At 67.2% G+C, this 23231-nt stretch carries 26 protein-coding genes; 12 read left to right on the forward strand and 14 right to left on the reverse strand.

Going from position 1 to position 23231, the window contains the following annotated elements; all coding sequences use genetic code 11:
• Positions 1-121: 121 nt before the first annotated feature.
• From CY658_RS16970 to purT, 6 genes are all read right to left on the reverse strand, one after another.
• Entirely contained in the window at positions 122-940 is an 819-nt protein-coding gene (locus CY658_RS16970) for an ABC transporter ATP-binding protein (RefSeq protein WP_101491342.1), read from the reverse strand.
• Positions 937-2013 carry a branched-chain amino acid ABC transporter permease gene (locus CY658_RS16975; protein ID WP_101491343.1) on the reverse strand — a complete coding sequence of 359 codons (1077 nt, stop codon included), beginning with the start codon at positions 2011-2013 and terminating at the stop codon, positions 937-939. Before CY658_RS16975 ends, CY658_RS16970 begins: the two co-directional genes overlap by 4 nt.
• 7 nt (positions 2014-2020) lie before the next feature.
• Positions 2021-2896, reverse strand: a complete 876-nt coding sequence (locus CY658_RS16980) for a branched-chain amino acid ABC transporter permease (RefSeq protein WP_099793559.1) — start codon at positions 2894-2896, stop codon at positions 2021-2023.
• Between the two features lie 21 nt (positions 2897-2917).
• Positions 2918-3748: a helix-turn-helix domain-containing protein gene (locus CY658_RS16985; protein WP_101491344.1), complete on the reverse strand. Its 831-nt coding sequence runs from the start codon at positions 3746-3748 to the stop codon at positions 2918-2920.
• Positions 3749-3861: 113 nt separating this feature from the next.
• Positions 3862-4809 (reverse strand): alpha/beta hydrolase, encoded by a 948-nt coding sequence (locus CY658_RS16990; RefSeq protein ID WP_101491345.1) that lies wholly within the window; start codon positions 4807-4809, stop codon positions 3862-3864.
• A gap of 189 nt (positions 4810-4998) precedes the next feature.
• Positions 4999-6201, reverse strand: a complete 1203-nt coding sequence (gene purT / locus CY658_RS16995; protein WP_101491346.1) for a formate-dependent phosphoribosylglycinamide formyltransferase — start codon at positions 6199-6201, stop codon at positions 4999-5001.
• Positions 6202-6381: 180 nt separating this feature from the next.
• Here purT and CY658_RS17000 point away from each other — a divergent pair, with 180 nt between their 5' ends.
• Genes CY658_RS17000 through CY658_RS17010 form a run of 3 tightly spaced genes read left to right on the forward strand, consistent with a single transcriptional unit; the run spans position 6382 to position 9483 of the window.
• Positions 6382-7230, forward strand: a complete 849-nt coding sequence (locus CY658_RS17000; protein WP_101491347.1) for a 3-hydroxybutyryl-CoA dehydrogenase — start codon at positions 6382-6384, stop codon at positions 7228-7230.
• Positions 7231-7270: 40 nt separating this feature from the next.
• The gene (locus tag CY658_RS17005; RefSeq protein WP_101491348.1) at positions 7271-8086 is read left to right on the forward strand and encodes a crotonase/enoyl-CoA hydratase family protein; all 816 of its coding nucleotides are present in this window, start codon (positions 7271-7273) and stop codon (positions 8084-8086) included.
• 50 nt (positions 8087-8136) lie between these two features.
• The gene (locus CY658_RS17010; protein WP_101491349.1) at positions 8137-9483 is read left to right on the forward strand and encodes a serine hydrolase domain-containing protein; all 1347 of its coding nucleotides are present in this window, start codon (positions 8137-8139) and stop codon (positions 9481-9483) included.
• 3 nt (positions 9484-9486) lie between these two features.
• Here the strand turns inward: CY658_RS17010 and CY658_RS17015 are convergent, their stop codons facing one another.
• Positions 9487-10260, reverse strand: a complete 774-nt coding sequence (locus CY658_RS17015; RefSeq protein WP_101491350.1) for a type III pantothenate kinase — start codon at positions 10258-10260, stop codon at positions 9487-9489.
• A gap of 134 nt (positions 10261-10394) precedes the next feature.
• On the opposite strand from CY658_RS17015, the gene lysM reads away from it, so the two are divergent.
• Positions 10395-10856 (forward strand): peptidoglycan-binding protein LysM, encoded by a 462-nt coding sequence (gene lysM, locus CY658_RS17020; protein WP_101491351.1) that lies wholly within the window; start codon positions 10395-10397, stop codon positions 10854-10856.
• Between the two features lie 36 nt (positions 10857-10892).
• Here lysM and CY658_RS17025 read toward each other — a convergent pair whose 3' ends face one another.
• Positions 10893-11846 (reverse strand): AraC family transcriptional regulator, encoded by a 954-nt coding sequence (locus CY658_RS17025; protein WP_101491352.1) that lies wholly within the window; start codon positions 11844-11846, stop codon positions 10893-10895.
• A 130-nt stretch (positions 11847-11976) separates the two neighbouring features.
• Between CY658_RS17025 and CY658_RS17030 the strand changes: the two genes are divergently transcribed.
• Entirely contained in the window at positions 11977-12249 is a 273-nt protein-coding gene (locus CY658_RS17030; RefSeq protein WP_101491353.1) for a DUF4242 domain-containing protein, read from the forward strand.
• 15 nt (positions 12250-12264) lie between these two features.
• On the opposite strand, the gene CY658_RS17035 is transcribed toward CY658_RS17030, so the two are convergent.
• A complete protein-coding gene (locus CY658_RS17035; protein ID WP_101491354.1) occupies positions 12265-12675 on the reverse strand; it encodes a rhodanese-like domain-containing protein in 411 nt (136 codons plus the stop codon).
• Positions 12676-12893: 218 nt separating this feature from the next.
• On the opposite strand from CY658_RS17035, the gene CY658_RS17040 reads away from it, so the two are divergent.
• From CY658_RS17040 to CY658_RS17050, 3 genes are all read left to right on the forward strand, one after another.
• Positions 12894-14009 carry a TRAP transporter substrate-binding protein gene (locus CY658_RS17040; protein WP_101491355.1) on the forward strand — a complete coding sequence of 372 codons (1116 nt, stop codon included), beginning with the start codon at positions 12894-12896 and terminating at the stop codon, positions 14007-14009.
• An 88-nt stretch (positions 14010-14097) separates the two neighbouring features.
• A complete protein-coding gene (locus CY658_RS17045) occupies positions 14098-14718 on the forward strand; it encodes a TRAP transporter small permease subunit (protein ID WP_101491356.1) in 621 nt (206 codons plus the stop codon).
• The gene (locus CY658_RS17050) at positions 14715-16682 is read left to right on the forward strand and encodes a TRAP transporter large permease (RefSeq protein WP_101491357.1); all 1968 of its coding nucleotides are present in this window, start codon (positions 14715-14717) and stop codon (positions 16680-16682) included. The genes CY658_RS17045 and CY658_RS17050 overlap by 4 nt, the downstream gene beginning before the upstream one ends.
• Before the next feature lie 21 nt (positions 16683-16703).
• Here the strand turns inward: CY658_RS17050 and CY658_RS17055 are convergent, their stop codons facing one another.
• From CY658_RS17055 to CY658_RS17065, 3 genes are read right to left on the reverse strand one after another with little or no spacing between them, the layout of a single operon-like run.
• Complete coding sequence (locus tag CY658_RS17055; protein WP_101491358.1) at positions 16704-17120, reverse strand: YeeE/YedE family protein; 417 nt, start codon at positions 17118-17120, stop codon at positions 16704-16706.
• A gap of 15 nt (positions 17121-17135) precedes the next feature.
• Positions 17136-17573: a YeeE/YedE family protein gene (locus CY658_RS17060; RefSeq protein WP_101491359.1), complete on the reverse strand. Its 438-nt coding sequence runs from the start codon at positions 17571-17573 to the stop codon at positions 17136-17138.
• Between the two features lie 2 nt (positions 17574-17575).
• Positions 17576-17899 (reverse strand): ArsR/SmtB family transcription factor, encoded by a 324-nt coding sequence (locus CY658_RS17065; protein ID WP_101491360.1) that lies wholly within the window; start codon positions 17897-17899, stop codon positions 17576-17578.
• Positions 17900-17994: 95 nt separating this feature from the next.
• Here CY658_RS17065 and CY658_RS17070 point away from each other — a divergent pair, with 95 nt between their 5' ends.
• Positions 17995-18894, forward strand: coding sequence for an MBL fold metallo-hydrolase (locus CY658_RS17070; protein ID WP_101491361.1), 900 nt, complete (start codon positions 17995-17997; stop codon positions 18892-18894).
• A gap of 238 nt (positions 18895-19132) precedes the next feature.
• Here CY658_RS17070 and CY658_RS17080 read toward each other — a convergent pair whose 3' ends face one another.
• On the reverse strand, positions 19133-19456 hold the full coding sequence (locus CY658_RS17080) for a metalloregulator ArsR/SmtB family transcription factor (protein ID WP_101491362.1): 324 nt from the start codon (positions 19454-19456) through the stop codon (positions 19133-19135).
• A 93-nt stretch (positions 19457-19549) separates the two neighbouring features.
• On the opposite strand from CY658_RS17080, the gene CY658_RS17085 reads away from it, so the two are divergent.
• From CY658_RS17085 to CY658_RS17095, 3 genes are read left to right on the forward strand one after another with little or no spacing between them, the layout of a single operon-like run.
• Positions 19550-19936 (forward strand): thiol-disulfide oxidoreductase DCC family protein, encoded by a 387-nt coding sequence (locus CY658_RS17085; RefSeq protein WP_180838971.1) that lies wholly within the window; start codon positions 19550-19552, stop codon positions 19934-19936.
• A 20-nt stretch (positions 19937-19956) separates the two neighbouring features.
• On the forward strand, positions 19957-20658 hold the full coding sequence (ubiG, locus tag CY658_RS17090; RefSeq protein ID WP_101491364.1) for a bifunctional 2-polyprenyl-6-hydroxyphenol methylase/3-demethylubiquinol 3-O-methyltransferase UbiG: 702 nt from the start codon (positions 19957-19959) through the stop codon (positions 20656-20658).
• 31 nt (positions 20659-20689) lie between these two features.
• The gene (locus CY658_RS17095; protein ID WP_101491365.1) at positions 20690-21127 is read left to right on the forward strand and encodes a hypothetical protein; all 438 of its coding nucleotides are present in this window, start codon (positions 20690-20692) and stop codon (positions 21125-21127) included.
• Positions 21128-21132: 5 nt separating this feature from the next.
• Here CY658_RS17095 and CY658_RS17100 read toward each other — a convergent pair whose 3' ends face one another.
• Complete coding sequence (locus CY658_RS17100; protein WP_101491366.1) at positions 21133-23166, reverse strand: PEP/pyruvate-binding domain-containing protein; 2034 nt, start codon at positions 23164-23166, stop codon at positions 21133-21135.
• Positions 23167-23231 lie beyond the last annotated feature (65 nt).

Here is a 23231-nt window from a genome sequence, read left to right on the forward strand (position 1 = left end):
AGTTCTGCGAGACCCCGCGAAACGCGAGCACCGCAGGGGAGCCGCGCCGCGGCCGGCACAGTGGAGGCGACCGCGCCGTGCCGCGCACCGGGCGCCTCCAAAGAGGCAGCGAACAAAGCGCTCATGCCACAACCCTCCGAAGGCTGCTCACGTCATCCACAGTCCCAAGGTAAGCCTCGATCACCCGCGCATCCGCCTGCACCTCGCGCGGAGACCCGGTCGCCAGCACCTCGCCCTGGTTCATCGCCAACACGCGATCCGACACCTTGGAAACAAGCGACATGTCGTGCTCGACCATCAACACCGACACGCCCAGCTCATGCTGGATGTCCTGAATCCAGAACGCCATGTCCGCCGTCTCTTCGACATTGAGCCCCGAAGAAGGCTCGTCGAGCAGCAGCAGCTTGGGTTCGGTGCACAGCGCGCGTGCCAGCTCCACCACCTTGCGCACGCCGTAAGGCAAACCAGCCACCATCGAGTCGCGGTAGTGCTGCAGGTCGAGCAGGTCGATCACCTGCTCCGCCTTTTCGCGCGCCGCGATCTCGGCGCGGCGCGTGGCCGGCGTGAAGAACACTTCGCTCCAGAAGCCCGTCTGCCGGTGCGTGTGGCGTCCGATCAGAAGGTTGTGCAGCACGGTCGCATGCTCGAACAGCTCGATGTTCTGAAAGGTGCGCGCAATGCCCAGTGCCGCAATGGCATGCGGCGCCTGCTGCGTGAGCGCGATCGGCCCGCCCGCCTCGCCATGCCAGGTGATCTCGCCGGTGGTCGGCGTGTAGATGCGGCTGATGAGGTTGAACACCGTCGTCTTGCCGGCGCCGTTCGGGCCGATGAGCGTGAACACCTCGCCGCGCCGCACGTCGAAGCTCACCTTGTTGACCGCGAGCACGCCGCCGAAGCGCACGCTCAGGTCCTTGGCCGACAAAAGAATGTCGTTGCTCATCTCAGCCGATCCGATTTGGTGAACGACTTCTGCCGCTTGAACAAACCCTTGCGGTAGAACGGGAAGAGCTGCAGCCAGGTGCGGATCTTGAGCCAGCGCCCGTACAGCCCGAGCGGCTCGAACAGCACGAAGGCGATCAGCACCAGGCCATACACCAGCCCCTGCAGGCCGGGCGCCTGGCCGACGACCGCCGGCAGCCAGTCCTTGCCCATCGAGATCAGCTGCGGCATTGCGATGAGAAAGATCGCGCCGAGGAACGCGCCATGCACCGAGCCCAACCCGCCGATCACCACCATCAGCAGCAGGTCGATCGACTGCAGGATGTTGAACTGGTCCGGCGAGATGAAGCTCAGCTTGTGCGCATACAGCGCACCGCCCAGCCCCGCGAGCGCGGCCGAGATCGCAAACGACATCGTCTTGTAGCGCGCCAGGTGGATGCCCATGCTCTGCGCCGAAATCTCCGAATCGCGGATCGCCACGAAGGCGCGCCCGGTCGGCGAACGCAGCAGGTTCAGGATGCCCAGCGTGGACACCACCGCGACCACCAGACAGAGAAAGTAGAAGCCCTCGCCCGAGCCCAGCGACCAGCCGAACAGCTGCGGCGACTTCACGTGCAGGCCCGCGTTGCCGCCCGTCACGCTTTCCCAGCGCGCGAACACTTCCTCGACGATGAAGCCGAAGGACAGCGTCGCAATGCCCAGGTAGATGCCCTTCACGCGCAGCGCCGGCAGCGCCACCACCACACCCACCGCCGCCGACAGCGCGGCCGACGCGAGCAGTGCGAGCGGGAACGGCACGCCCATGTTGGTCAGCACGCCCTGCGTGTACGCACCCGTTCCGAGAAACGCCGCATGCCCGATGGAGAACTGCCCCGTGAAGCCCGCCAGCAGCATCAGCCCCAGACCGACGATGCCGTAGATGAGCACGAAGGTCAGCTGCGCGAGCCAGTATTCGTCGATGACCCACGGCGCAACGAGCAGGAAGGCCACGAGCAGGCTGTACCAGAGCACATGGCCGCCGTGCCGCGCGAGGCGGATGTCCTGGTCGTAGGTGGTTTTGAAGATGAAGCGCATATGAGACTTACACCTTCTTGCGCAGCTTTTCGCCGAAGAGGCCGTTCGGCTTGATCGTGAGCATCAACAGCACCACGATGTACGGCGCCGTGTCCTTGAAACCGTCGGGCAGATAGAAACCCGCGAACGACTCGACGATGCCGATCACCAGCCCGCCGACGATCGCGCCCGGCAGGCTGCCGAAGCCGCCCACCACCGCCGCCGGAAAAGCCTTGAGCCCGATGAAACCCATGTTGGCGTGCACGAAGGTGATCGGCGCGAGCAGCAGGCCGGCAATGGCTGCCACCGCCGCGGCGAGCCCCCACACCAGCCCGTTGAGCCGCTTCACCGGAATGCCCATGTAGTAGGCAGCGAGCTGGTTCTGCGACGAGGCCTGCATCGCGATGCCGAGCTTGCTGTAGCGGAACATCGCGAACAGCAGCCCGCACAGGATGGCGGTGGCAATGATGATCACGAGCTGCTCGAGGTTCACCACCAGCTCGCCGAGCTTCCAGATCTGGTCCTTGTAGGGCACGGCCAGCGTGTGGGTGTCGGTGCCGATGCCCGGCACCATGGTGATGAGGCCGCGCGCCACGTACGCGATGCCGATGGTCAGCATCACGATGGAGAACTGCGGCTGTCCGAGGATCGGGCGGATCACCACCAGTTCGAGCAGCACGCCGAAAGCCGCCATGGCCACCACGGCCAAGAGCGCCGCGAGCCAGAACGGCATGCCGAACAGCGACATGCCCGCGAAGGCACCGAACGCGCCGAGCATCATCAGGTCGCCCTGCGCGAAGCTCACCGTTTCGGTGGCCTTGTAGATCAGCACGAAGCCGAGTGCGATCAGGCCGTAGATGCAGCCTTGCGCAATGCCCGACAGCAGGAGTTGGAGGATCTGCATGCGTTGCCGTCCCGCACGCCGTTACTGCCGGAACCCGCCGGCCGCGTCGTGCAGCGCGAGGCGGCGCGAGCCCGCCACGATGTCGCTGGGCTTGAGCCCGTAGACCTGGCGGATCGAATGGCTGAAGTGCGTGGAGTCGGGGTAGCCGGTGTCCAGCGCGATGTCGGTGAGCGTGCCGCTCTGGTGCACGTAGCGCAGCAGGCTGCGCGCACGCTTCCAGGCCCGAAACCCGCGAAAGGCCATGCCGGTCTCCTGCTTGAACAGATGCAGGAAGCGCGAGAACGACAGGTGCACCGAGGCCGCGCAGTCTTCCGCCGAGGCGGGCGCGGCCGGGTCGGCCACGAGCATGTCGACCACCTTGCGGATGCGCGCGTCGAGCGGGCGCGACGCAAGCGGGCCGTCGAAGAACAACGCGTCGAAATCGAAGCCATCGAAGTCGATGCCGCGCGCCGAGGCCGCCAGCAGATGGGCGTGGGCCTCGCGCATGCGCTGCACGAAGACCGGCGCATCGACCGGGCCGCAGTGCTGCAAGAAGGCCGGCATGCGCGCGGGATCGACCGACTCCGATTCGATCAGCAGGTTGAAGATCAGCGGGCACGCGCTCTCGACCTGGTGCGGCACGTGCGGCGGCACCACGATGAACTCGCCGCTCTGCCAGGCACCACCGCCGATGCGGATGCGGTTGGGCGGCGCACCGGCGGGCGACACGTACACGCCGTGCCCGCCCATCGCGCGCTCGGCTGCAGCGCCGAGCAGCCCGGCATAGAAGACGCGCTGCGGCGTGAGCCACATGAGGCGTTCGCCCTGCCGTGCATCGCCGCCCGAAGGCGTCGACGTCCTGGTTCGCTGCATGGTGTCTGTCTCCTGCATCGGTCGACGACGTCCGACCGGGGGGTGGCGTCGTGTTCGCTGGATCGTAGCGGCGAGGGCCCTGAGCGCGGCATCCATTTGCGCGGGGACTTTCCCTAGGCCGACGCGAACGCGCGGCGCAGTTCGGCGGCGCACAGCGCGACCGCGGTGTGGGCCTCGTCGAGCACCTTGCCCATGGTGATGAAGCCATGGATCTGGCGCTCGAAGCACACGTAGTTCGCGCGGTTGCCGGCAGCCGTGAGCGCCTCGGCATACGCCGCGCCTTCGTCGCGCAACGGGTCGTAGCCGGCCGTGAGCACGAGTGCGGGCGGCAGGCCCGCGAGGTCGGTGTGCAGCAGCGGCGAAGCGCGCCAGTCGAGGTCGTGCGCCACGTCGGTGATGTAGTGGTCGTGGAAGTAGCTCATCGTGTCGCGCGTGAGCAGGTAGCCCTGCCCGTTCGCCTGGTGCGACGGATGGCCGCGGCGCATGTCGGTGGCCGGGTAGATCAGGAGCTGGAACACGATCGGCAGGTCACCCGCATCGCGCGCGGCGATCGACGCCACGGCCGCGAGGTTGCCGCCCGCACTGTCGCCGCCCACCGCGAGGCGGCTCGCATCGAGCCCCAGTGCAGCGGCTTCGCGGCGCACCCAGCGCGTGGCGGCGAGCACGTCGTCCACCGCGGTGGGAAAGCGGTGCTCCGGGCCCATGCGGTAGTCGACTGCGACCACTGCGCAGCCTGCGCCGTTGGCCAGCTCGCGGCACAGCACGTCGTGCGTGTCGAGGTCGCCGATGACCCAGCCACCGCCGTGGTAGTAGACGAGCACGGGCAGCGGACCTGCGTTTGCGTTTGCGCCGAGTGGCTTGTACAGCCGCACCGGAATGGTGCCGTGCGGCCCGTCGGCGGCGAGGTCGCGCACTTCGGCCACCTCGGCCGGCAGCGGCTGCGTGGCCGTGCGGCGCTCGCGATAGAAGGCCCGCGCATCGGCGGGCGACAGCGTGTGGGTCGGCGGAATGCCGCGCGCTTCGATGAAATCCAGCAAGGCGCGCGCCTGGGGATGCAGCATGGTGTCTCCGGTGAATCGAACGGAGCGCTCAGTGTGGAGGGCGGGGTGCCTGCGGGGTATCCGCATGCACCCGCACCCGACCGGCGTCCTGGCGACAAGACCTGCACCATGCCCGCACCGCTGCGGGGTCGCTTGCGAAAACTGGCTACCGGGGCCCGGCTCGCGGGTTCACCCGGAGAAGCTCAAGGCTCAGGCTGTGCGCGGCTTCACGCGCGAAGCGGCTTCCTTCGCCAGCTTGCGGGCCGTGTCGGTGTCGGCCGCATGCACCAGCGCCACGCCCATGCGGCGCTTGACGAAGCTCTCGGGCTTGCCGAACAGGCGGATGTCGCTGCCCGGCACCTGCAGCGCCTCGGCCACGCCGTCGAAGGCGATGCCGGTGGCATCGACACCGCCGTAGATCACGGCGCTGGCGCCCGGGCTCTTGAGCGAGGTGTCGACCGGCAGGCCGAGGATGGCACGCGCATGCAGCTCGAACTCGTTCTGCCACTGCGTGGCCATGGTGACCATGCCGGTGTCGTGCGGACGCGGGCTGACCTCGCTGAACCAGACCTCGTCGCCCTTCACGAACAGCTCGACGCCGAACAGGCCCTGGCCGCCGAGGTCGGCCGTGACGGCCTGCGCGATCTGCTGGGCCTTCTGCAGCGCGGCCGGCGCCATGGGGTGCGGCTGCCAGCTTTCCACATAGTCGCCGCTGACCTGCACATGGCCGATGGGGTCGCAGAACTTCGTTTCGACGGCGCCTGCCGCGTCCTTGGCGCGCACGGTCAGCAGCGTGATCTCGTAGTCGAAGTCGATGAAGCCCTCGACGATCACGCGGCCGTGGCTCACGCGGCCGCCGGCCATGGCGTAGTCCCAGGCCTTCTGCACGTCAGCCGGGCCGTCGATCTTGCTCTGGCCCTTGCCGGAGCTGCTCATCACGGGCTTGACGATGCAGGGGTAGCCAATGCCTGCGTCGATGGCGGCTTGCAGCTCGGCCAGCGAGTCGCAGAACTTGTAGGGGCTGGTGGGCACGCCCAGCGTCTCGGCGGCCAGGCGGCGGATGCCTTCGCGGTCCATCGTGAGGCGGGCGGCGCGGGCCGTGGGAATCACGCGCACCACGCCGGCGTCTTCCAACTCCTGGAGCGTCTGCGTGGCGATGGCCTCGATCTCGGGCACGACGAGCGTGGGCTTCTCGGCCTTGATCAGCGCTTTCAGCTGTTCAGGGTCGCTCATGGTGATGGTGCGCGCGTGGTGCGCCACCTGCTGGCCGGGCGCGTTCTCGTAGCGGTCGACCGCGATGGTCTCGACGCCCAGGCGCTGCAGGGCAATGAGCACCTCCTTGCCGAGCTCGCCGGAGCCGAGCAGCATCACGCGGGTGGCGGAAGGGGACAGGGGGGTGCCGAGGGTGGTCATGCGAGGGCTCAAAAAAATGGGGTTGAAAACAATCGCAGCACTGTAAGCCACCCCGGGGCGGTGTCGCCCACGGGAACGGCGACCCCACCGGGCTGCTTCACAATTGCCGCCATTGCACGACGGCGGCCCCGCGCCCGCCCTCGCCTCCCCCTTTCTTTTTTGTTTCAAGGAGCATTTTTCATGACGATTCAAACTGTGGGCATCATCGGCGCCGGCACCATGGGCAACGGCATCGCCCAGGCCTGCGCGGTGTCGGGTGTCAATGTGGTGATGATCGACGTGGCCCAGGCCGCCGTCGACAAGGGCATCGCCACCCTCTCGGGCAGCCTCGACCGCCTGATCAAGAAGGAAAAGCTCACGGCCGAACAGAAGGCCGCCGCGCTGGCGCTGGTCAAGGGCTCGACCGACTACAACGACCTCAAGGGCGCGCAGCTGGTCATCGAGGCCGCCACCGAGAACCACGCGCTCAAGCTCAAGATCCTCAAGCAGGTGGACGATCTGGTCGGCCCCGAGGTGATCATTGCGTCGAACACCTCGTCGATCTCGATCACGCAGCTGGCCGCCGCCACCTCGCGCGCCGACCGCTTCATCGGCATGCACTTCTTCAACCCGGTGCCGATGATGGCGCTGGTGGAGCTGATCCGCGGCTACCTCACGAGCGACGCCACGCACGACGCCGTGAAGGCGCTGGCCGAGAAGCTGGGCAAGTCGCCCATCACGGTGAAGAACGCGCCGGGCTTCGTGGTCAACCGCATCCTGGTGCCGATGATCAACGAGGCCTTCTTCGTGCTGGCCGAAGGCCTGGCCACGGCCGAGGACATCGACGCCGGCATGAAGCTCGGCTGCAACCAGCCCATCGGCCCGCTGGCACTGGCCGACATGATCGGCCTGGACGTGTGCCTGGCCGTGATGGAGGTCTACCTCGAGCAGTTCGGCGATTCCAAGTACCGCCCCTGCCCGCTGCTGAAGGAAATGGTCGCCGCCGGCCAACTGGGCCGTAAAACGGGCCGCGGCGTCTACACGTACTGATCCGCAGCGCCACGACGACAACAACAAGGAGACAAGACCGATGACTGCCACCCCCACCACCCCGCCCGCCGAAGGCTGCATCGACACGCAGGTGCTCGACCACGTGCTGCTGATCGGCATCAACCGCCCCGCCAAGCGCAACGGCTGGACGCCGCCGATGTTCAAGCAGCTGGCCGAGGCCTACACGCGGCTGGACGACGACCCGAGCCTGCACGTGGGCGTGCTGCATGCCTTCGGCGACCACTTCACGGCGGGCCTGGACCTGCCGGCGGTCACCGAGTACATGAAGCGCGGCGAGAAGGCGATTCCAGCGGGGCTGGTGGAACCGCACGACTTCGGCCTGGAGGGCTACCGCCGCCGCACCAAGCCGATGGTCGCGGCCGTGAAGGGCATCTGCTTCACGGTGGGCATCGAGCTGATGCTGGGCGCCGACATCGTGGTGGCGGCCGACAACTGCCGCTTCTCGCAGATGGAAGTGCAGCGCGGCATCATGGCCACGGGCGGCGCCACGCTGCGCATGGCCGAGCGCGCGGGGCTGGGCAACGCGATGCTGCACCTGCTCACGGCCGACGAGTTCGACAGCGCCGAGGCCTATCGCCTGAACTTCGTGCAGAAGGTGGTGCCGGCCGGCCAGGAGCTCGACGCGGCGCTGCAGATCGCGCAGCGCATCGCGGCCCAGGCGCCGCTGGCCGTGCAGGCCACGCGGCTCAACGTGCTCAAGGCGATCGAACACGGGCCGCTGGCGGCCGTGGCGGAATTCATCGAGACGCAGAAACGCCTGTCGAACAGCGAGGACGCGGCCGAGGGCGTGCGCTCGTTCATCGAGCGCCGGCCTGCGCGTTTCAGCGGCCGTTGAAGCCGTCGTTGATTGCCGTTCCGTTTCTGTCGTCCACTGGAGCCCGTTGCATGCCCTCTTCTTCGTCGTTTTTCTTCTTTCAACGCACGGCGCTGGCCGCCGCCTTCACCCTTCTTGCCGTGAACACCAGCCTCGCCCAGACCCCGTCGCCGCCTGCGCTGCCCGATCCCGCCGCCACCTCGGTCGAGGCGCTGGGCTGGATGCAGGGCTTTCCGCCGCCGCCCGACAAGCAGCTCACCTTCGACAACCCGGCCGGCGGCGTGTACCCGCGCATCCGCTGGACCTTCTCGCACGTGCGCGAGACGGTGCCCACGGCGAACGTGTGGCGCGGCCCCGGTGCCGCGAGCCCGCTGCCGGCGGCCACACCGCGCTTCGATATCGAGGCCGTGCGCTTCCAGCCGATGGGCGGCGGCGAGACGCAGACCTTCGGCCAGATGGTCACGCGCACCTACACCGATGGCATCCTGGTGCTGCACCGCGGCCAGGTGGTCTACGAGAAGTACTACGGCGCGCTCACGCCCGAGCGGCCGCACCTGGCGATGTCGGTCACCAAGTCGTTCGTGGGCACGCTGGCGGCCATCCTTGCGCAGGAGGGCACGATCGACCCGTCGGCGCCGGTCACCAAGTACCTGCCCGAACTCAAGGACACGGCCTACGGCGACGCCACCGTGCGCCAGGTGATGGACATGACCATCGGCGTGCGCTACTCCGAGAACTACGCCGACCCGAAGGCCGAGGTCTGGGACTATGCGCGCGCCGGCGGCATGCTGACGCAGGGCGCCAACTACACGGGCCCGAAATCGTTCTACGAGTTCCTGGTCACGCTCAAGAAGGAAGGCACGCACGGCGACGCCTTTGCCTACAAGACGGTCAACGCCGAGGTACTGGCCTGGATCGTGCGCCGCGCGTCCAACCGCTCGCTGGCCGACCTGCTGAGCGAAAAGATCTGGCGCCGCATCGGTGCTGAGCAAGATGCGTATTTCATGGTCGACCGCATCGGCACCGAGTCGGGCGGCGGCGGCCTGAACAGCGTGCTGCGCGACATCGCACGCTTCGGAGAAACGCTGCGCAACGGCGGGCGTGCACCCAACGGGCAGCAGGCCATTGCGAAGGCGGTGGTCGACGACATCCAGCGCGGCGCCGACCCGGCGAAGTTCGCGAAGGCGGGCTACGCGCTGCTGCCGGGCTGGAGCTACCGGAACATGTGGTGGGTGTCGCACAACCCGCACGGCGCGTACATGGCACGCGGCATCCACGGCCAGAGCATCTACGTCGATCCGAAGGCCGAGATGGTGATCGTGCGCTACGCCGCGCACCCGATCGCAGCGAACGGGGGCAACGACCCGCTGACCCTGCCCGCCTTCCAGGCCATGGGCGAGGCGTTGATGAAGCCCTGAGGCTCAGCCGGCGCGCTGCTTCGCGATGACGAGCAGGCCGTCCATGATCAGGCTCTCGACCAGTTCGAAATCCCCGTTCATGGCGGGCGCCATCTTCCAACCCGCGCCGCCGGTCATGAAGCAGGCCGGCTCGGCGCCGCAGTGCGAGCGCACGTGCTGCACCATGCGCTCGACCGCGCCCGCGATGGCGTAGGTGCCGCCGCTGGTCAGTGCGTCGCTGGTGTTGGTGGGAAATTCGCGCACCTCGCCGGTGGGCACGTGCAGGCCCGCCGTGCCCGATTCGAGCGCGCGCAGCATGATGCCGTGGCCCGGCAGGATGAGGCCGCCCAGAAACTTGCCGCTGGCATCGATCGCCTCGACCGTGACGGCGGTGCCGATCAGCACCACCACCATCGGCCGCTCGGGCCCTTGCGTCAGCATGCGGTGGCGCGCACCGATCATCGCCACGAAGCGGTCGGCGCCCAGCCGCGTCGGGTGGTCGTAGCCGTTCACGATGCCGGCCTCGCCCGCGCTCGACACCACCCAGCGCGGCGTGCAGTCGAAGCGCTCGGTGATCTGCTCTTCGGCGCGCCGTCGCAAGGTGTCGCCGGCCACGACGCAGCCCAGCATGGAACCGGGCGCGGGCAGGTCGGCCCAGGGGCCGTCGGCCAGGCGTTCGATGTGGTCGAGAAACTCGGCACCATGGGCCTGCAGTGCCGCACCGGGGAAAGCCCCCTCGTACAGCGCCCACTTGAGCCGGGTGTTGCCGATGTCGATGGCGAGGAAGGGGGAAGACATGCGCGCGATTATTGCGACTTTGTGGTTAGTCCTGCTGGCGCCTCTTTGACAGTCGCGGTGTGGGCCTACGTGGACGGGGTCGGTTCGGCCGCTACATTCGCCTTTTCCATCCACCACGGCACAAGGAGAACACCATGGGATTGCTCAGCTTCATCAAGGAGGCCGGTGAAAAACTGTTCGGCGGTTCGTCGGCCGAAGCGGCCACACCCGATGCGAACACGGCAGCCGCCGCGGCCATCAAGACCTACATCGAGACGCAGAACCTCGGCCTCACCGCACTGGAAGTGACCTACAACGCCGGCAGCGGCGTCGTCACCCTCGCCGGCCAGGCGCCCTCGCAGGAAGCCAGCGAAAAAGCCGCGCTCGCCGCGGGCAACGTGGCCAACGTGACGAGCGTGGACAACAACCTCGTCGCTCCGGCCGCACCGCCGGCCCAGTACCACGACGTGGTGCGCGGCGACACGCTCTCGGCCATCTCGAAGAAGTACTACGGCGACGCCAACAAGTACAACGCGATCTTCGAGGCGAACAAGCCGATGCTGTCGCACCCCGACAAGATCTACCCGGGGCAGAAGCTGCGCATTCCGGCACTCTGACCGCGACCGGATCAAGCCTGGCGCGCCTGCGCGTCGCTAGGCTCCGTTCTGTCGCCAGGCCCCTGGCGACACGCCGTACTCCCGCTTGAACGCGCGGTTGAAAGCGGCTTCCGATTCGTAGCCCACGCCTTCGGCAATGCGCGCCAGGTTGCCCTGGTCCTTGCGCAGCATGCCGGCGGCCAGGATCATGCGCCAGCGCGCCAGGTAGTGCATGGGCGGCGCACCCACCAGTTCGGTGAAGCGGTCCGCCAGCACGCTGCGCGAGGTGTGGATTTCCTGCGCCAGTGCGTCGACCGTCCAGTTGCGCGCGGGCTCGGCGTGCATCAGCGCCAGGCAGCGGCTCACGTGGGGGTCGCGCAGGCCCGCCAACCAGCCGGGGTTGTTGGCAGGCATGGATTCGATGTAGCCGCGCAGCACTTCGGTGAAGAGCACTTCCGCCACCTTGGCGGCGACCATCTCCGAGCCGGGCGTGTGCAACGGCGCATCACCCAACACGAAGTTGACCGATTGCTCGATCCACGGGCCCGCCGGCCTGCTGCGCAGCGGCGTGGTGAACAGACGCGGAATGTTCGACATGACGGGATGGGGCGCATCGCCTTCGTACGCGAACCAGCTGCAGACCAGCACCGTGCGATCGCCCTGGCCGCCGTAGCGGATGCGCTCCAGCTCGGGCGCCCTCGGACTCACGACATGCGACATGTCCACGGCCGCATGGTGCAGGCCGCTGCCCAGCACATGCGCGTCGCCGTGCGGCACGGCGATCACTTCGCCGGCGTGCGCGTGGATCGGCGCCTCACCGTCGACCTCGGCCCAGCATTCGCCTTGCAGCACGAGGTGGCAGATGGCCAGCCGCTGCGCACCGGGCCTGAGCAGTTGCGCGATGTGCGCGCCCTTGGGTACCTTGAAGCACCAGGGTGCATGCATGTCCCCGTTCAGGAACAGCGCGCCCTCCAGGCGGATGGTCCGCAGCACGTCCGACAAGACATCCATGGTCACCTCCCGGCAAGCGAGGGCGGGGTTTCGGTCAACAAGTCCGGCGAGGCGGGCAATGCAGAACGGCTGCGCGTTGGCACCATAGGCACTGGTCGCCTTCGACCGATTCTAGACAGAGGAGTACGTCATGCCCAAGTTCGTTATCGAGCGAGACATCGCCGGCGCCGGCAAGTTCACCCCGGCGGACCTGAAAGCCATCTCGCAAAAGTCCTGCGGCGTGCTCAACAGCATGGGCACCGACATCCAGTGGATCCACAGCTACGTGACCGACGACCGGATCTACTGCGTCTACCAGGCGACCGATGAGGCCCTGGTGCGCCGGCACGCGGAGCTCGGTGGCTTTCCGGCCAACCGTGTGGACCGGGTGTACAGCGTGATCGACCCGGCCACGTCCGAGTGAGGCGAGCGGCGCTCTCTAGTTCTGGCGCCAGGGCAGCCCGCGCTTGCGCCAGCCGCCGATCAACCCGCGGTGCCCGCTCTCGTCCGGGTTGCCCTCGAAGCCTTCGAGGATGTTGTAGGCCTGCGCGCCCAGCTCGGTCGCCCGCTTCGCCGCGGCGATCGAGCGCACACCGCTGCGGCACAGCAGCACCAGCTTCTTGCCACCCTCTGCAGCGGCGCGCACGCCGTCGTCGAACGCCGGGTTGAGCGCCATGCCCGGCCATTGCTTCCAGGCCAGCGGCACGGCGCCGGGCACGTAGCCGACCCATTCGCGCTCGGCGTCGGTGCGCACGTCGACCAGAACGGCCTCGCCGCTGGTCACCCACTGCGCCGCCTGCTCGGGCGTTACGTCACCGGCGTAGCCTTTTTCTCTAACGGGTTCGCTCATGCTTGCGTTTCTTTCCAATTTCTAGGGTTAGCCCGGAGCCTTTGGCGGTTCGGGGCGATCGATCTGCACGCCAGATGATGGAATTTTTCACCGGTTCGTGAAAACCCTGTTTGTCACAAGGTGTGGCGCGCCAAAGATGGGGGTCGCGGCCTGTCGAAACCATAACTTGAAGACGACGGCCTGGGTGTTCCGGTCAGAGAACTTATGGAGAGAGACACATGACAGACAGCAAATCGCCCCGCCGTCGCAGCCTTCTCAAAGGCGCGGCAGTGGCTGCAGGCGCCATGTCCGCGCCGATGGTCAGCATGGCCCAAACCACGTCGCTGCGTTTCCAGAGCACCTGGCCGGCGAAGGACATCTTCCACGAGTACGCACAGGACTTCGCCAAGAAGGTGAACGACATGGCGGGCAACCGCCTCAAGATCGAAGTGCTGCCCGCCGGCTCGGTGGTGCCCGCCTTCCAGCTGCTCGACGCGGTGGCCAAGGGCACGCTCGACGGCGGCCACGGCGTGGTCGCGTACTGGTACGGCAAGAACTCCGCGCTCGCGCTGTGGGGTTCGGGCCCGGGCTTCGGCATGGACGCCAACATGGTCCTGGCCTGGCACAACTACGGCGGCGGCAAGGCGCTGATCGACGAGATCTACAAGAGCCTGAACCTGGACGTGGCGTCGTACCTGTACGGCCCGATGCCCACGCAGCCGCTGGGCTGGTTCAAGAAGCCGGTGGCCAAGGTCGAGGACATGAAGGGCCTGAAGTTCCGCACCGTGGGCCTGGCGGTGGACGTGTTCACCGACATGGGCACGGCCGTGAACCCGCTGCCCGGCGGCGAGATCGTGCCGGCGCTGGACCGCGGCCTGATCGATGCGGCCGAGTTCAACAACGCCTCGAGCGACCGCGTGCTGGGCTTTCCCGACGTGGCGAAGAACTGCATGCTGCAGAGCTTTCACCAGTCGGGCGAGCAGTTCGAAATCCTGTTCAACAAGGCCAAGCTCACGGCGCTGCCGACCGAGCTCAAGTCGATCATCGACTACGCGGTGCAGGCCGCGAGCGCCGACATGAGTTGGAAGGCGATCCAGCGCAACTCGCAGGACTACATCGAGCTCAAGAAGGCCGGCATCAAGTTCTACAAGACGCCCGACGCCATCCTGCGCGCGCAGCTGGCCTCGTGGGACAAGACGGTGGCCAAGAAGTCGGCCGAGAACCCGATGTTCAAGAAGGTGCTCGACTCGCAGAAGGCCTTTGCCGAACGCGCGGGCCAATGGCAGAACGACTACACGGTCGATTTCAAGATGGCCTACAACCACTACTTCGGCGCCAAGGCCAAGAAGTCCTGAGGCCATCCGCCGACTCGAGGGCACCCGCGCGGTGCCCTCTTTGCTTGCCTGTCCGCGCGGCACCGCCCGCAGCGAGGAGCCCCTTTCGATGCAATCTTTCCTGTTGGCCGTCGACCGGTTCTCGACCTGGATCGGCAAGACGTTCTCATGGTGCGCGCTGCTGCTCACGCTGCTCATCAGCTGGGAGGTGTTCTCGCGCTATGCGCTGAACCGCCCGCACGCCTGGGTGCTCGATGCGCAGATCATGTTGTACGGCGCCATGTTCATGACCGCCGGCGCCTACACGCTCTCCAAGAACGGCCATGTGCGCGGTGACGTGCTCTACGGCTTCTTTCGCCCCCGCACGCAGGCGCTGGTCGACCTGGTGCTCTACTTTCTGTTCTTCCTGCCGGGCATCATCGCGCTGACCTGGGCCGGCTGGGTCTATGCAGGCGAATCGCTCGCCATCCGCGAGCAGACCTTCTCGGCCGAGCCGCTGCCGCTGTATCCGTTCAAGTACATCATTCCGCTGGCCGGCTTCACGCTGCTGCTGCAGGGCGTGGTCGAGATCATCCGCTGCGTGCAGTGCATCCGCACCGGCGCCTGGCCGTCGCGCGAGCAGGACGTCGAGGAAGTCGACGTCGAGAAGCTGAAGGAAATGGTGCACGTGAAGGACGAAGACATCGCCGCGCTCGACCGCGTGGTGGTGGCCAAGGAGGCCGCGCGATGAACATCCGCCGCGAACTCTGGTTCGGCCTGTCGTTCATGGCCCTCATCGTCATCGGCGCGGCAGCCATGCTGCTGAGCGCCGACACCATCACCAACGGCCACCTGGGCTTGTTGATGCTCTCGCTCGTCGTGGTGGCGATCATGCTGGGCTTTCCCACGGCGTTCACGCTGATGGGCATGGGCATGCTCTTCACCTGGCTGGCCTACGACCGCGACTGGCACCGCACGCTCGACCTGATGGTGCAGTCGGCCTACAAGACCATGGCCAACGACGTGCTGATCGCCGTGCCGCTGTTCGTCTTCATGGGCTACCTGGTGGAGCGCGCGAACCTCATCGAGTCGCTCTTCAAGAGCCTGCACCTGGCGCTCGCGCGGCTGCCGGGCGCGCTGGCCGTGGCGACGCTGGTCACCTGCACCATCTTCGCCACCGCGACCGGCATCGTCGGCGCGGTGGTCACGCTGATGGGCCTGCTGGCGCTGCCGGCCATGCTGCGCGCGGGCTACAGCGTGCCGCTGGCCGCGGGCGCGATCACGGCGGGCGGCTGCCTGGGCATCCTGATTCCGCCGTCGGTGCTGCTGATCGTGTACGGCGCGACGGCGGGCGTGTCGGTGGTGCAGCTGTATGCGGGCGCCTTCTTTCCGGGGCTGATGCTCGCGTCGCTGTACGTGGTGTACGTGATCATCATCGCGTGGCTGAAGCCGCAGTGGGCGCCGCCGCTGTCGCAGGCCGAGCGCGTGGTGCCGCTGCCGCCGCTGTCGCAGCGGCTGGCCGACAGCCCCGCCGCGCACGCGGTGGTCGGCCTGCTCAAAGGCCGCCGCAATGCCGACGTGCCGTTCTCGCATGTGCTGAAGCAACTGGGCATCGTCGTGATGCCCGGCGTGCTCTTCCTGTTGGCTGCGGGCCTGAGCTACCAATCGGTGACGACGGTGGAAGCGCAGGCGCGCTACGAGATCCAGGAGATCGGCGCGGCCGGAGCGGCCAGCGGCGAGAGCAGCGCGGGCGGCTTGCAGGAGCCCCCGTCGAACGACAGCCTGAAGGAACCGCCACCCGAAGGCGGGCTGCAAGAGCCGCCGTCGGAAGAGACGGCCGCGTCTTCCGGCCCGCTGGCGGAACCGCCCGGTGCCGCTGCCGAAGCCGCCGCACCTGCAGCCGCTGTCGCGGAACCGCCGGCCGCCGCATCGTCGGCCCCGGCCGAAGCCGCCACGGTGCGCCCCGCGCCGACCTGGTGGTGGGTCACCTTCGCCGTCTTCGGTGCGATGGTCACGCTGTTCTACCTGTTCCTGAGTTTCGCGCGGCTCGAGATCTTCAAGATGCTGCTGGCCTCGTTCTTCCCGCTCGTGCTGCTGATCCTCTCGGTGCTGGGTTCGATCGTGCTGGGCCTGGCCACACCGACCGAGGCCGCCGCCATGGGCGCGCTGGGGGGCATGCTGCTGGCCGCGGCCTACCGGCGGCTCAACCTCACGGTGCTGAAGGAATCGGTCTTCCTCACGGCCAAGACCTCGGCGATGGTGTGCTGGCTCTTCGTCGGCTCGGCCATCTTCTCGGCGGCGTTCGCGCTGCTGGGCGGCCAGGCGCTGGTGGAACAGTGGGTGCTGAGCATGAACCTCACGAAGGTTCAGTTCCTGATCCTGAGCCAGGTCATCATCTTCCTGCTGGGCTGGCCGCTGGAGTGGACCGAGATCATCGTGATCTTCATGCCCATCTTCATCCCGCTGCTGGACAACTTCGGTGTCGACCCACTGTTCTTCGGGCTGCTGGTGGCGCTGAACCTGCAGACGGCGTTCCTGTCGCCGCCGGTGGCGATGGCCGCCTTCTACCTGAAGGGCGTGAGCCCGTCGCACGTCACGCTGAACCAGATCTTCCTGGGCATGCTGCCGTTCATGGGCATCCAGGTGCTGGCGATCGTGCTGCTGTACATCTGGCCGCAGATCGGGCTGTGGCTGCCGCAGCTGCTGTACAAGTAAGCAGGCGACTCCGGGCGCTGCTCAACGGCGGCGCTCGATCACTTCGAACAGGCCCATGCCCAGCAGCATGGCGCCCACGAAGACCAGCGCCTTCACCTCGCCCGAGCCGAGCGAAACCAGTGCGGGCCCGGGGCAGAAGCCCGCGATGCCCCAGCCGACGCCGAACAGCAGGCTGCCGCCGACCAGGCGGCGGTCGATGTGGCGCAGGCTGGGCAGCGTGATCGGCCCGCCGAGCAGCGAGTCCTTGCGGCGGCCCGCCAGCAGGAAGCCGACGGTGCTCACCGCCACCGCGCCGGCCATCACGAAGGCGAGCGACGGGTCCCAGGCCCCGCCCAGATCAAGAAAGCCCAGGATCTTGGCCGGATTGGCCATGCCGGAGACGATGAGCCCGAGCCCGAAGACAAGGCCGGCGAGCAAAGAGGCAATGGGGGTCCACATGGCAGGTCTCCCGGTTCACAGATTCAACAGGTGGCGCACCACGAACACCGTGGCGAACCCCGCGGCCATGAACGCCAGCGTGGCGACCAGCGAGCGCGGCGACCGCCGCGCCAGTCCGCACACGCCGTGGCCGCTGGTGCAGCCCGCGCCGTAGCGCGTGCCCACGCCCACCAGCAGACCGGCCAGCGCGAGCGTGCCGTAGCCCGCGTCGATCTGCACCGCGGGCAGCACAGCGAACAGCCCGTACACGAGCGGCGCGCCGACCAGCCCGAGCACGAAAGCCGCGCGCCAGCTCACGTCGCCCTTCATGGGGCGCAGCAAGCCGCCCAGCACACCGCTGACGCCGGCGATGCGCCCGTTGAGCAGCACGAACATCGCCGCGGAAAGTCCGATGAGCACGCCGCCGGCCAGTGCGGCCCAGGGCGTGAAATGAGGCCAGTCGATGGTGGGCATCTTCAGTTCTCCTTCCGACAGTAAAGGCGGTACAGCACCGCGAGGATTTCGAGCAGCGCGGGGTCGGCCACGCTGTAGTGGATGTTCTTGCCTTCGCGGCGCGTGGTCACCACGCCCTCGGTGCGCAGCACCGACAGTTGCTGCGACAAGGTGGGCTGGCGGATGCCCAGCGCGCTTTCGAGATCGCTCACGCACATCTCGCCCTGCGAGAGCTGGCACAGCAGCAGCAGCCGGTCTTCGTTGGCCAGCAGCTTGAGCACGGCGACCGCCTGGCCGGCCGCACCGCGCAACTGCGCGGGATCGATGACGAGGGTTGAAGCCTTCATGGGGACATTGTCAGTTCGGGAATTTATATTCTATCGATTCATATAATATGTGTCGCTTGAATGAGTGTTCGACCTCGTTCGTGAAAGGAGTGCCCATGACCACGCCCCGCGCCACCACCCAGGCGTTCTTCGATCCTGCAACGGGCACGGTGTCTTACGTGGTGTGGGACCCCGCCACGAAGCGCGCCGCCGTCATCGACCCGGTGCTCGACTACGACTTCCGCTCCGGCCACACCGACACCGTCTCGGCCGACCGCCTGCTGGCGTACGTGCGCGCGCAGGCCCTGCAGGTCGACTGGATTCTGGAGACCCACGCGCACGCCGACCACCTCTCGGGCGCGCGCCATGTGCAGTCGCAGGCCGGCGGGCGCATCGCTATCGGCGAGCACATCCGCACGGTGCAGGCCACCTTCCGCAGCCTCTACAACCTGGAGCGCGACTTCCTGCCCGACGGCAGCCAGTTCGACCACCTCTTCAAGGATGGCGAACACTTTCACATCGGCGAAATCGAGGCGCAGGCCCTGCGCGTGCCCGGCCACACACCGGCCGACATGGCGTACCTCGTCGACGGCGCAGTCTTCGTCGGCGACACGCTCTTCATGCCCGACCTGGGCAGCGCGCGCGCCGACTTTCCGGGCGGCGACGCGCGCGAGCTCTACCGCTCGATGCGCCGGCTGCTCACGCTGCCGCCCGAGACCACCGTGTACGTCTGCCACGACTACCCGCCCGCCACGCGCGAGCCCCGCTGGCAGAGCACCGTGGCGCAACAGCGCGCCCACAACATCCACGTGCGCGACGGCATCGGCGAAGACGAATTCGTGCGCATGCGCACCGCGCGCGACGCCACGCTCGAAGTGCCGACGCTGATCCTGCCGTCGATGCAGGTCAACGTGCGCGGCGGCCGCTTGCCGCCGCCCGACGACAACGGCGTGGCCTACCTGCGCATTCCGCTGAACACGCTGGCGAGCCATCGCCCGCGCGCCACGCCGGTGTGACTGCGTCTCGGCCTGGGCCCGAGTGCAACCATGTCGCCACCGGTGGCGATGTCAGCCTTCTACCTGAAGGGGATGTCACCGCCGCGCATGACGATCAACCAGATCTTCGCGGGGAAGATGCCGCACATGCTGATGTGTCGTCCTGTGCATGGTGTTCATGTACATCTGGCCGGGGTTGACGCTGTGGCTCCCGCAGTACCTGTACGGCTGAGGTGCACTGAGCCGCGCGACCCAGAACTCAGGCTTTCGAAGCCGGTGAACGCTGACTGGCCAGTGCCCGGCTTTCTTTCTTCAGCGCCTTGGACACAGGGCAAATCGCTTGCACGAAGCCAGTCAACGTGTTGGTCAGGCTTTCGCGTTGCAGGCTGTAGAAGATGAACTGCCCTCGCTTCTCGGCCTTCACGAGTCCTGCGCCTTCCAGGATCTTCAGATGCTTGGAAAGCGAAGGCTTGGACATCTCGAAGCGCGTGGCGATGTCTCCAGCCGAAAGCTCTGTCTCCGACAGGTACGCCAGGATCTTGCGCCGAGGCGTGGAGGCGAGCGCTTCGAAGATTTTTTCCATGGCTCGATTTTACGCCTTGCGTAGTTGATTCGCTAATTAGCTATTTAGGCATTTAGCTAAATGAATGGCAGAATCGGCACAACAGGAGCCGACATGCAAGAACCCTCTGCCTTGAGCCCTCCCCGAGCGATCGTCTACTACAACAGCGCCTGCCCGGTCTGCGATGCGGGGGTCTGCGCCATGCGCGACAGGCTGTCAGGCGACAGCGTGGAATGGGTCGACGTACATGCTCGGCCGGAGGTACTGACACCCCTCGGTCTGCAACTCGAGGACGTGCGCGAACGCCTGCATCTGGTCGATGCCTCCGGCACCCAGCGAGTCGGCGCCGATGCCATCGCCGGTGTACTGGCCCTGTCTCCGCGATGGCAATGGCTTGCCGGCCCCATGCGGTGGCCGGGACTGCGTGCTGTCGGCGCGTGGCTCTACAACACCTTCGCGCGACAGCTGTACCGCTGGAACCGCTCGCGCGGCCACTGGTAAACAACCTCAAGGAGAACCACATGAGCTTCGTGAACTTCGATCCTGCCGAGCTTGCCAAATTCCAGGCACTGGCCGACCGCTGGTGGGACCCGCGTTCGGAATTCAGACCTTTGCACGAGATCAATCCGCTGCGACTGGAATGGATCGATGGGCTAAGTGCGCTGAAAGGACGAAAAGTGCTGGATGTGGGTTGCGGCGGCGGGATCCTTGCCGAGTCGATGGCACGCAAGGGCGCTGACGTGCTGGGCATCGACCTCGCGGACAAGCCGCTGAAAGTCGCCGCACTTCATGCACAGGCGAGCGGCGCGACCGTCGCTTACCAGGCGATCTCCGCCGAAGCTCTGGCCAATGGCTGCGAAGCCCGATTCGACATAGTGACCTGCATGGAGATGCTCGAGCACGTGCCCTCACCGGATGCCGTGATCGAAGCCTGCGCACGGATGACCAAGCCGGGCGGGTGGGTTTTCTTCTCCACGATCAACCGCACGCCGTGGGCCCGGCTGATCGCGATCTTCGGTGCCGAACAAGTGCTGCGCATCCTGCCACGCGGCACGCACGACTACCGCAAGCTCATCCGGCCCGACGAACTCAAGCGGGCGGCCGGCCGGGTCGGGCTCGAACTGCGAGACCAGCGGGGGCTGGGCTACAACCCGCTCACCCGCAACTTCAGGCTTCACCGATCCCTGAGCGTCGGGTACCTGCTCGCCATGCAGAAAACCTGACGGCGAACAGGCAATGAAGCATCGAGCGACCATGTCGCGCATGAACGAGGCAGACGCTACCCTGTACGGTCTTTTCGTCGCGGCCGCTGTCCCACCTTTCGTGTCTGCGCTGGGCATGATGATTTTCGTCGACGGCGCGGGCGCGGATGCGGGTTCCATCCTGGGGCTCGCGCTCCTTCTCAGCGTCTTTTCACTCCCGGTCACATTCATTCTGGGAGCTCCGTTCTTCATGGCATTCCGTTTTTTCAACCTTGTGCGCTGGTGGTCAGCAATGGGGTCGGGGGTTGCCGTGGTGGCAGCCATTGCCGTATATCTGCGCGCCGAGAACGGCTTGCAGGCCCGTGATTTCCAGATCATGTTCCTTGGCGCAAGTTCGGGGCTGGCTTTCTGGGCCGTCTGGAGACTCGGTGGTGATGAAGCTCCCCAGTCAGCGGACGTCGATGCACCTCATCCCCCAGGCTTGCGATAGCACCTTCAGCGCCGCCGCTCCACATACGGCCGCGCCTGCAGCAGCACGATCTTGTCGCCCACCGTCGCCCACTCGATGTCCTGATCGACCGCGTTGAACGTGCGCTTCACCGCCGCGCCCACGTTCGCGAGCCGCACCACCAGTTCGTCGGTCAGCACGTGGCGGCCCAGCTCCACGGGCACTTCCTTCACGCCGCCGTCCTTGTCCAGTTGCAGCGCCGTCTCTTCGGCCGAGCGGCTGAGCACCTGGATGGCTTTCGACCAGCTCGAATACATCACCTGCTCCGCCACGCGCTTCCCCTCGACCACGCGGATGCCGATGCCGCGCTTGGCCGAGATGTAGGTGACGTGCGGGTGGCCCGCGTCGAAGGGGTCGCGCGTGATCATCACGCCGGCGTTGGTCGAGTCGATGGCGGTCTGCACGAACACGCCCATCAGCACCGACTCGGCGCCGAAGCCCGCGGCGCTGCGCGCCTCCCAGGCCTCGGGGTTGAACACCGAGGCCCAGACCTTCTTCACCGCGAGCTCGAGCGCGTCGCCGGTCTTGACGTTGGGCACCGTCGTGTAGAGCCCCGCGCCGCTGAAGCCCGGCAGGTCCTCCGAGTTGGACGAGCTGCGCACGAACACGCCGCCCCCGCCCAGCTGCGATTGCCACGCGGCACGCCAGGCTGCCGCAGTGCTGGCCTCAACGGGCCATTGCACGATCTCCTCGCGCAGCTGCGCCAGCGCCTTCAGCCGCACCTGCGGGTCGCCCGCGAAGTCGGGCTGCTGCTGCATGCGCGCGATGCGCTCGGCCAGCCCGTTCGATCGCATGAAACGGTCGTAGTGCGCGAACGGAATGCAGAAGCCGTCGGGCACGGTGGTCGAGGGAATGCGCGCGGCCAGCACCGCACCGAGGTTGGCCGCCTTCGAGCCGCATTGCACGCTGTGGCGCGCGCGCAGCGAAGCCAGCGGCAGCAGGCGCGTTTCGCGCAGATCGGGCTTCGCGGCCTTGCTACCAGGCAGCGCGCCGGTGGCAGCGGCACGCGCGGTGCGCGGCGGCAGCGCGGCGATTTCTTCCGCCGTGAGGCGGCGCAGCTGGTAGCCCGAGGCCGCGACCTTCAGCGCCACCCATTGGCCCGCGTGCGCCTTCAGCACCGTGGCGGCATCGCGCACGTAGGCGTTCGGAATGCCCCAGCCCTTGGCCAGGAGGTTGACGTGCGACAGCGCCGTGGACGGCCGCTCGGTCAGCACGCCGGCCACCGGCGGCAGGTTGATCGGCACCTCGCGCAGCACGGCAATGTCGTCGGGCAGCAGCGCATTCAGGCCCGAGGCGTCGTTCACGATGCGCACGCGGCCCGTGGCCGTGCCGAGGTTCATCGGCAGGAAGGGCTGTTCGCGGATCAGCGCCTCCTGGCTCACGAAGTCGATGCTGGCCTCTTTCGCGATGCGCTCGTGCAGCGTGGAGTTGGTCTTGAACTTCACCGGCGCGAAGAAGCTGGCCTTCACCTGCGCCTCGGCCTCGCGCAGCAGCGGCACCGTGAGCCGGTCGCCTTCCCAGAACTCGTAGGTGAAGGTGCCGATGTTCTGCTGCCAGCTCAGCGTGCCGAACAGAAAGCGGCGGTCGGGCACGAGGTAGTTGCGATCGATCTCACGCTTGACCGTGTTCGGCGTGAGCCGCGTGTCGCGCAGGAAGCGCACATGCAGCTGGAAGCGCGGCGTGTCGATGTAGTGCATGCGCGCCGGCCTGGCCTGCCGATCGATCGCGAACAGCACGTGGGCCAGTTGCATCGGCGTGCCGGCGTCGTAGACGCGCGCCAGCGTGTCGAAATCACCCTGGCTGCGCAGCGCCGGCAACGAGGCCGGCACGGCGGGGCGGGGCACCAGTTGCGCGGCGGGCCCTTCGGGCTGCGGCTGGCTCTGTTGCTGGTAGTACGACGGCTTGCGCGCGAGCTGTGCACTGGCCGTCAGGCAGACAAGCGCCAGTGCACACAGGGTCAGGCCCTTCCGCGGCCAGCCAGCCGCGATTCCGTGGATATTGCTGTTGGTGTTGTTCTTCATGAGGCCTCGGACTCCCGTTGCGACGAGCGCGAATTCTCGCTCGCCACCGGCCCTCAAGCCCCGCC

The sequence above is a fragment of the Variovorax sp. RO1 genome, from assembly GCF_002849325.1.
In the GTDB taxonomy this organism is placed as follows: domain Bacteria; phylum Pseudomonadota; class Gammaproteobacteria; order Burkholderiales; family Burkholderiaceae_C; genus Variovorax.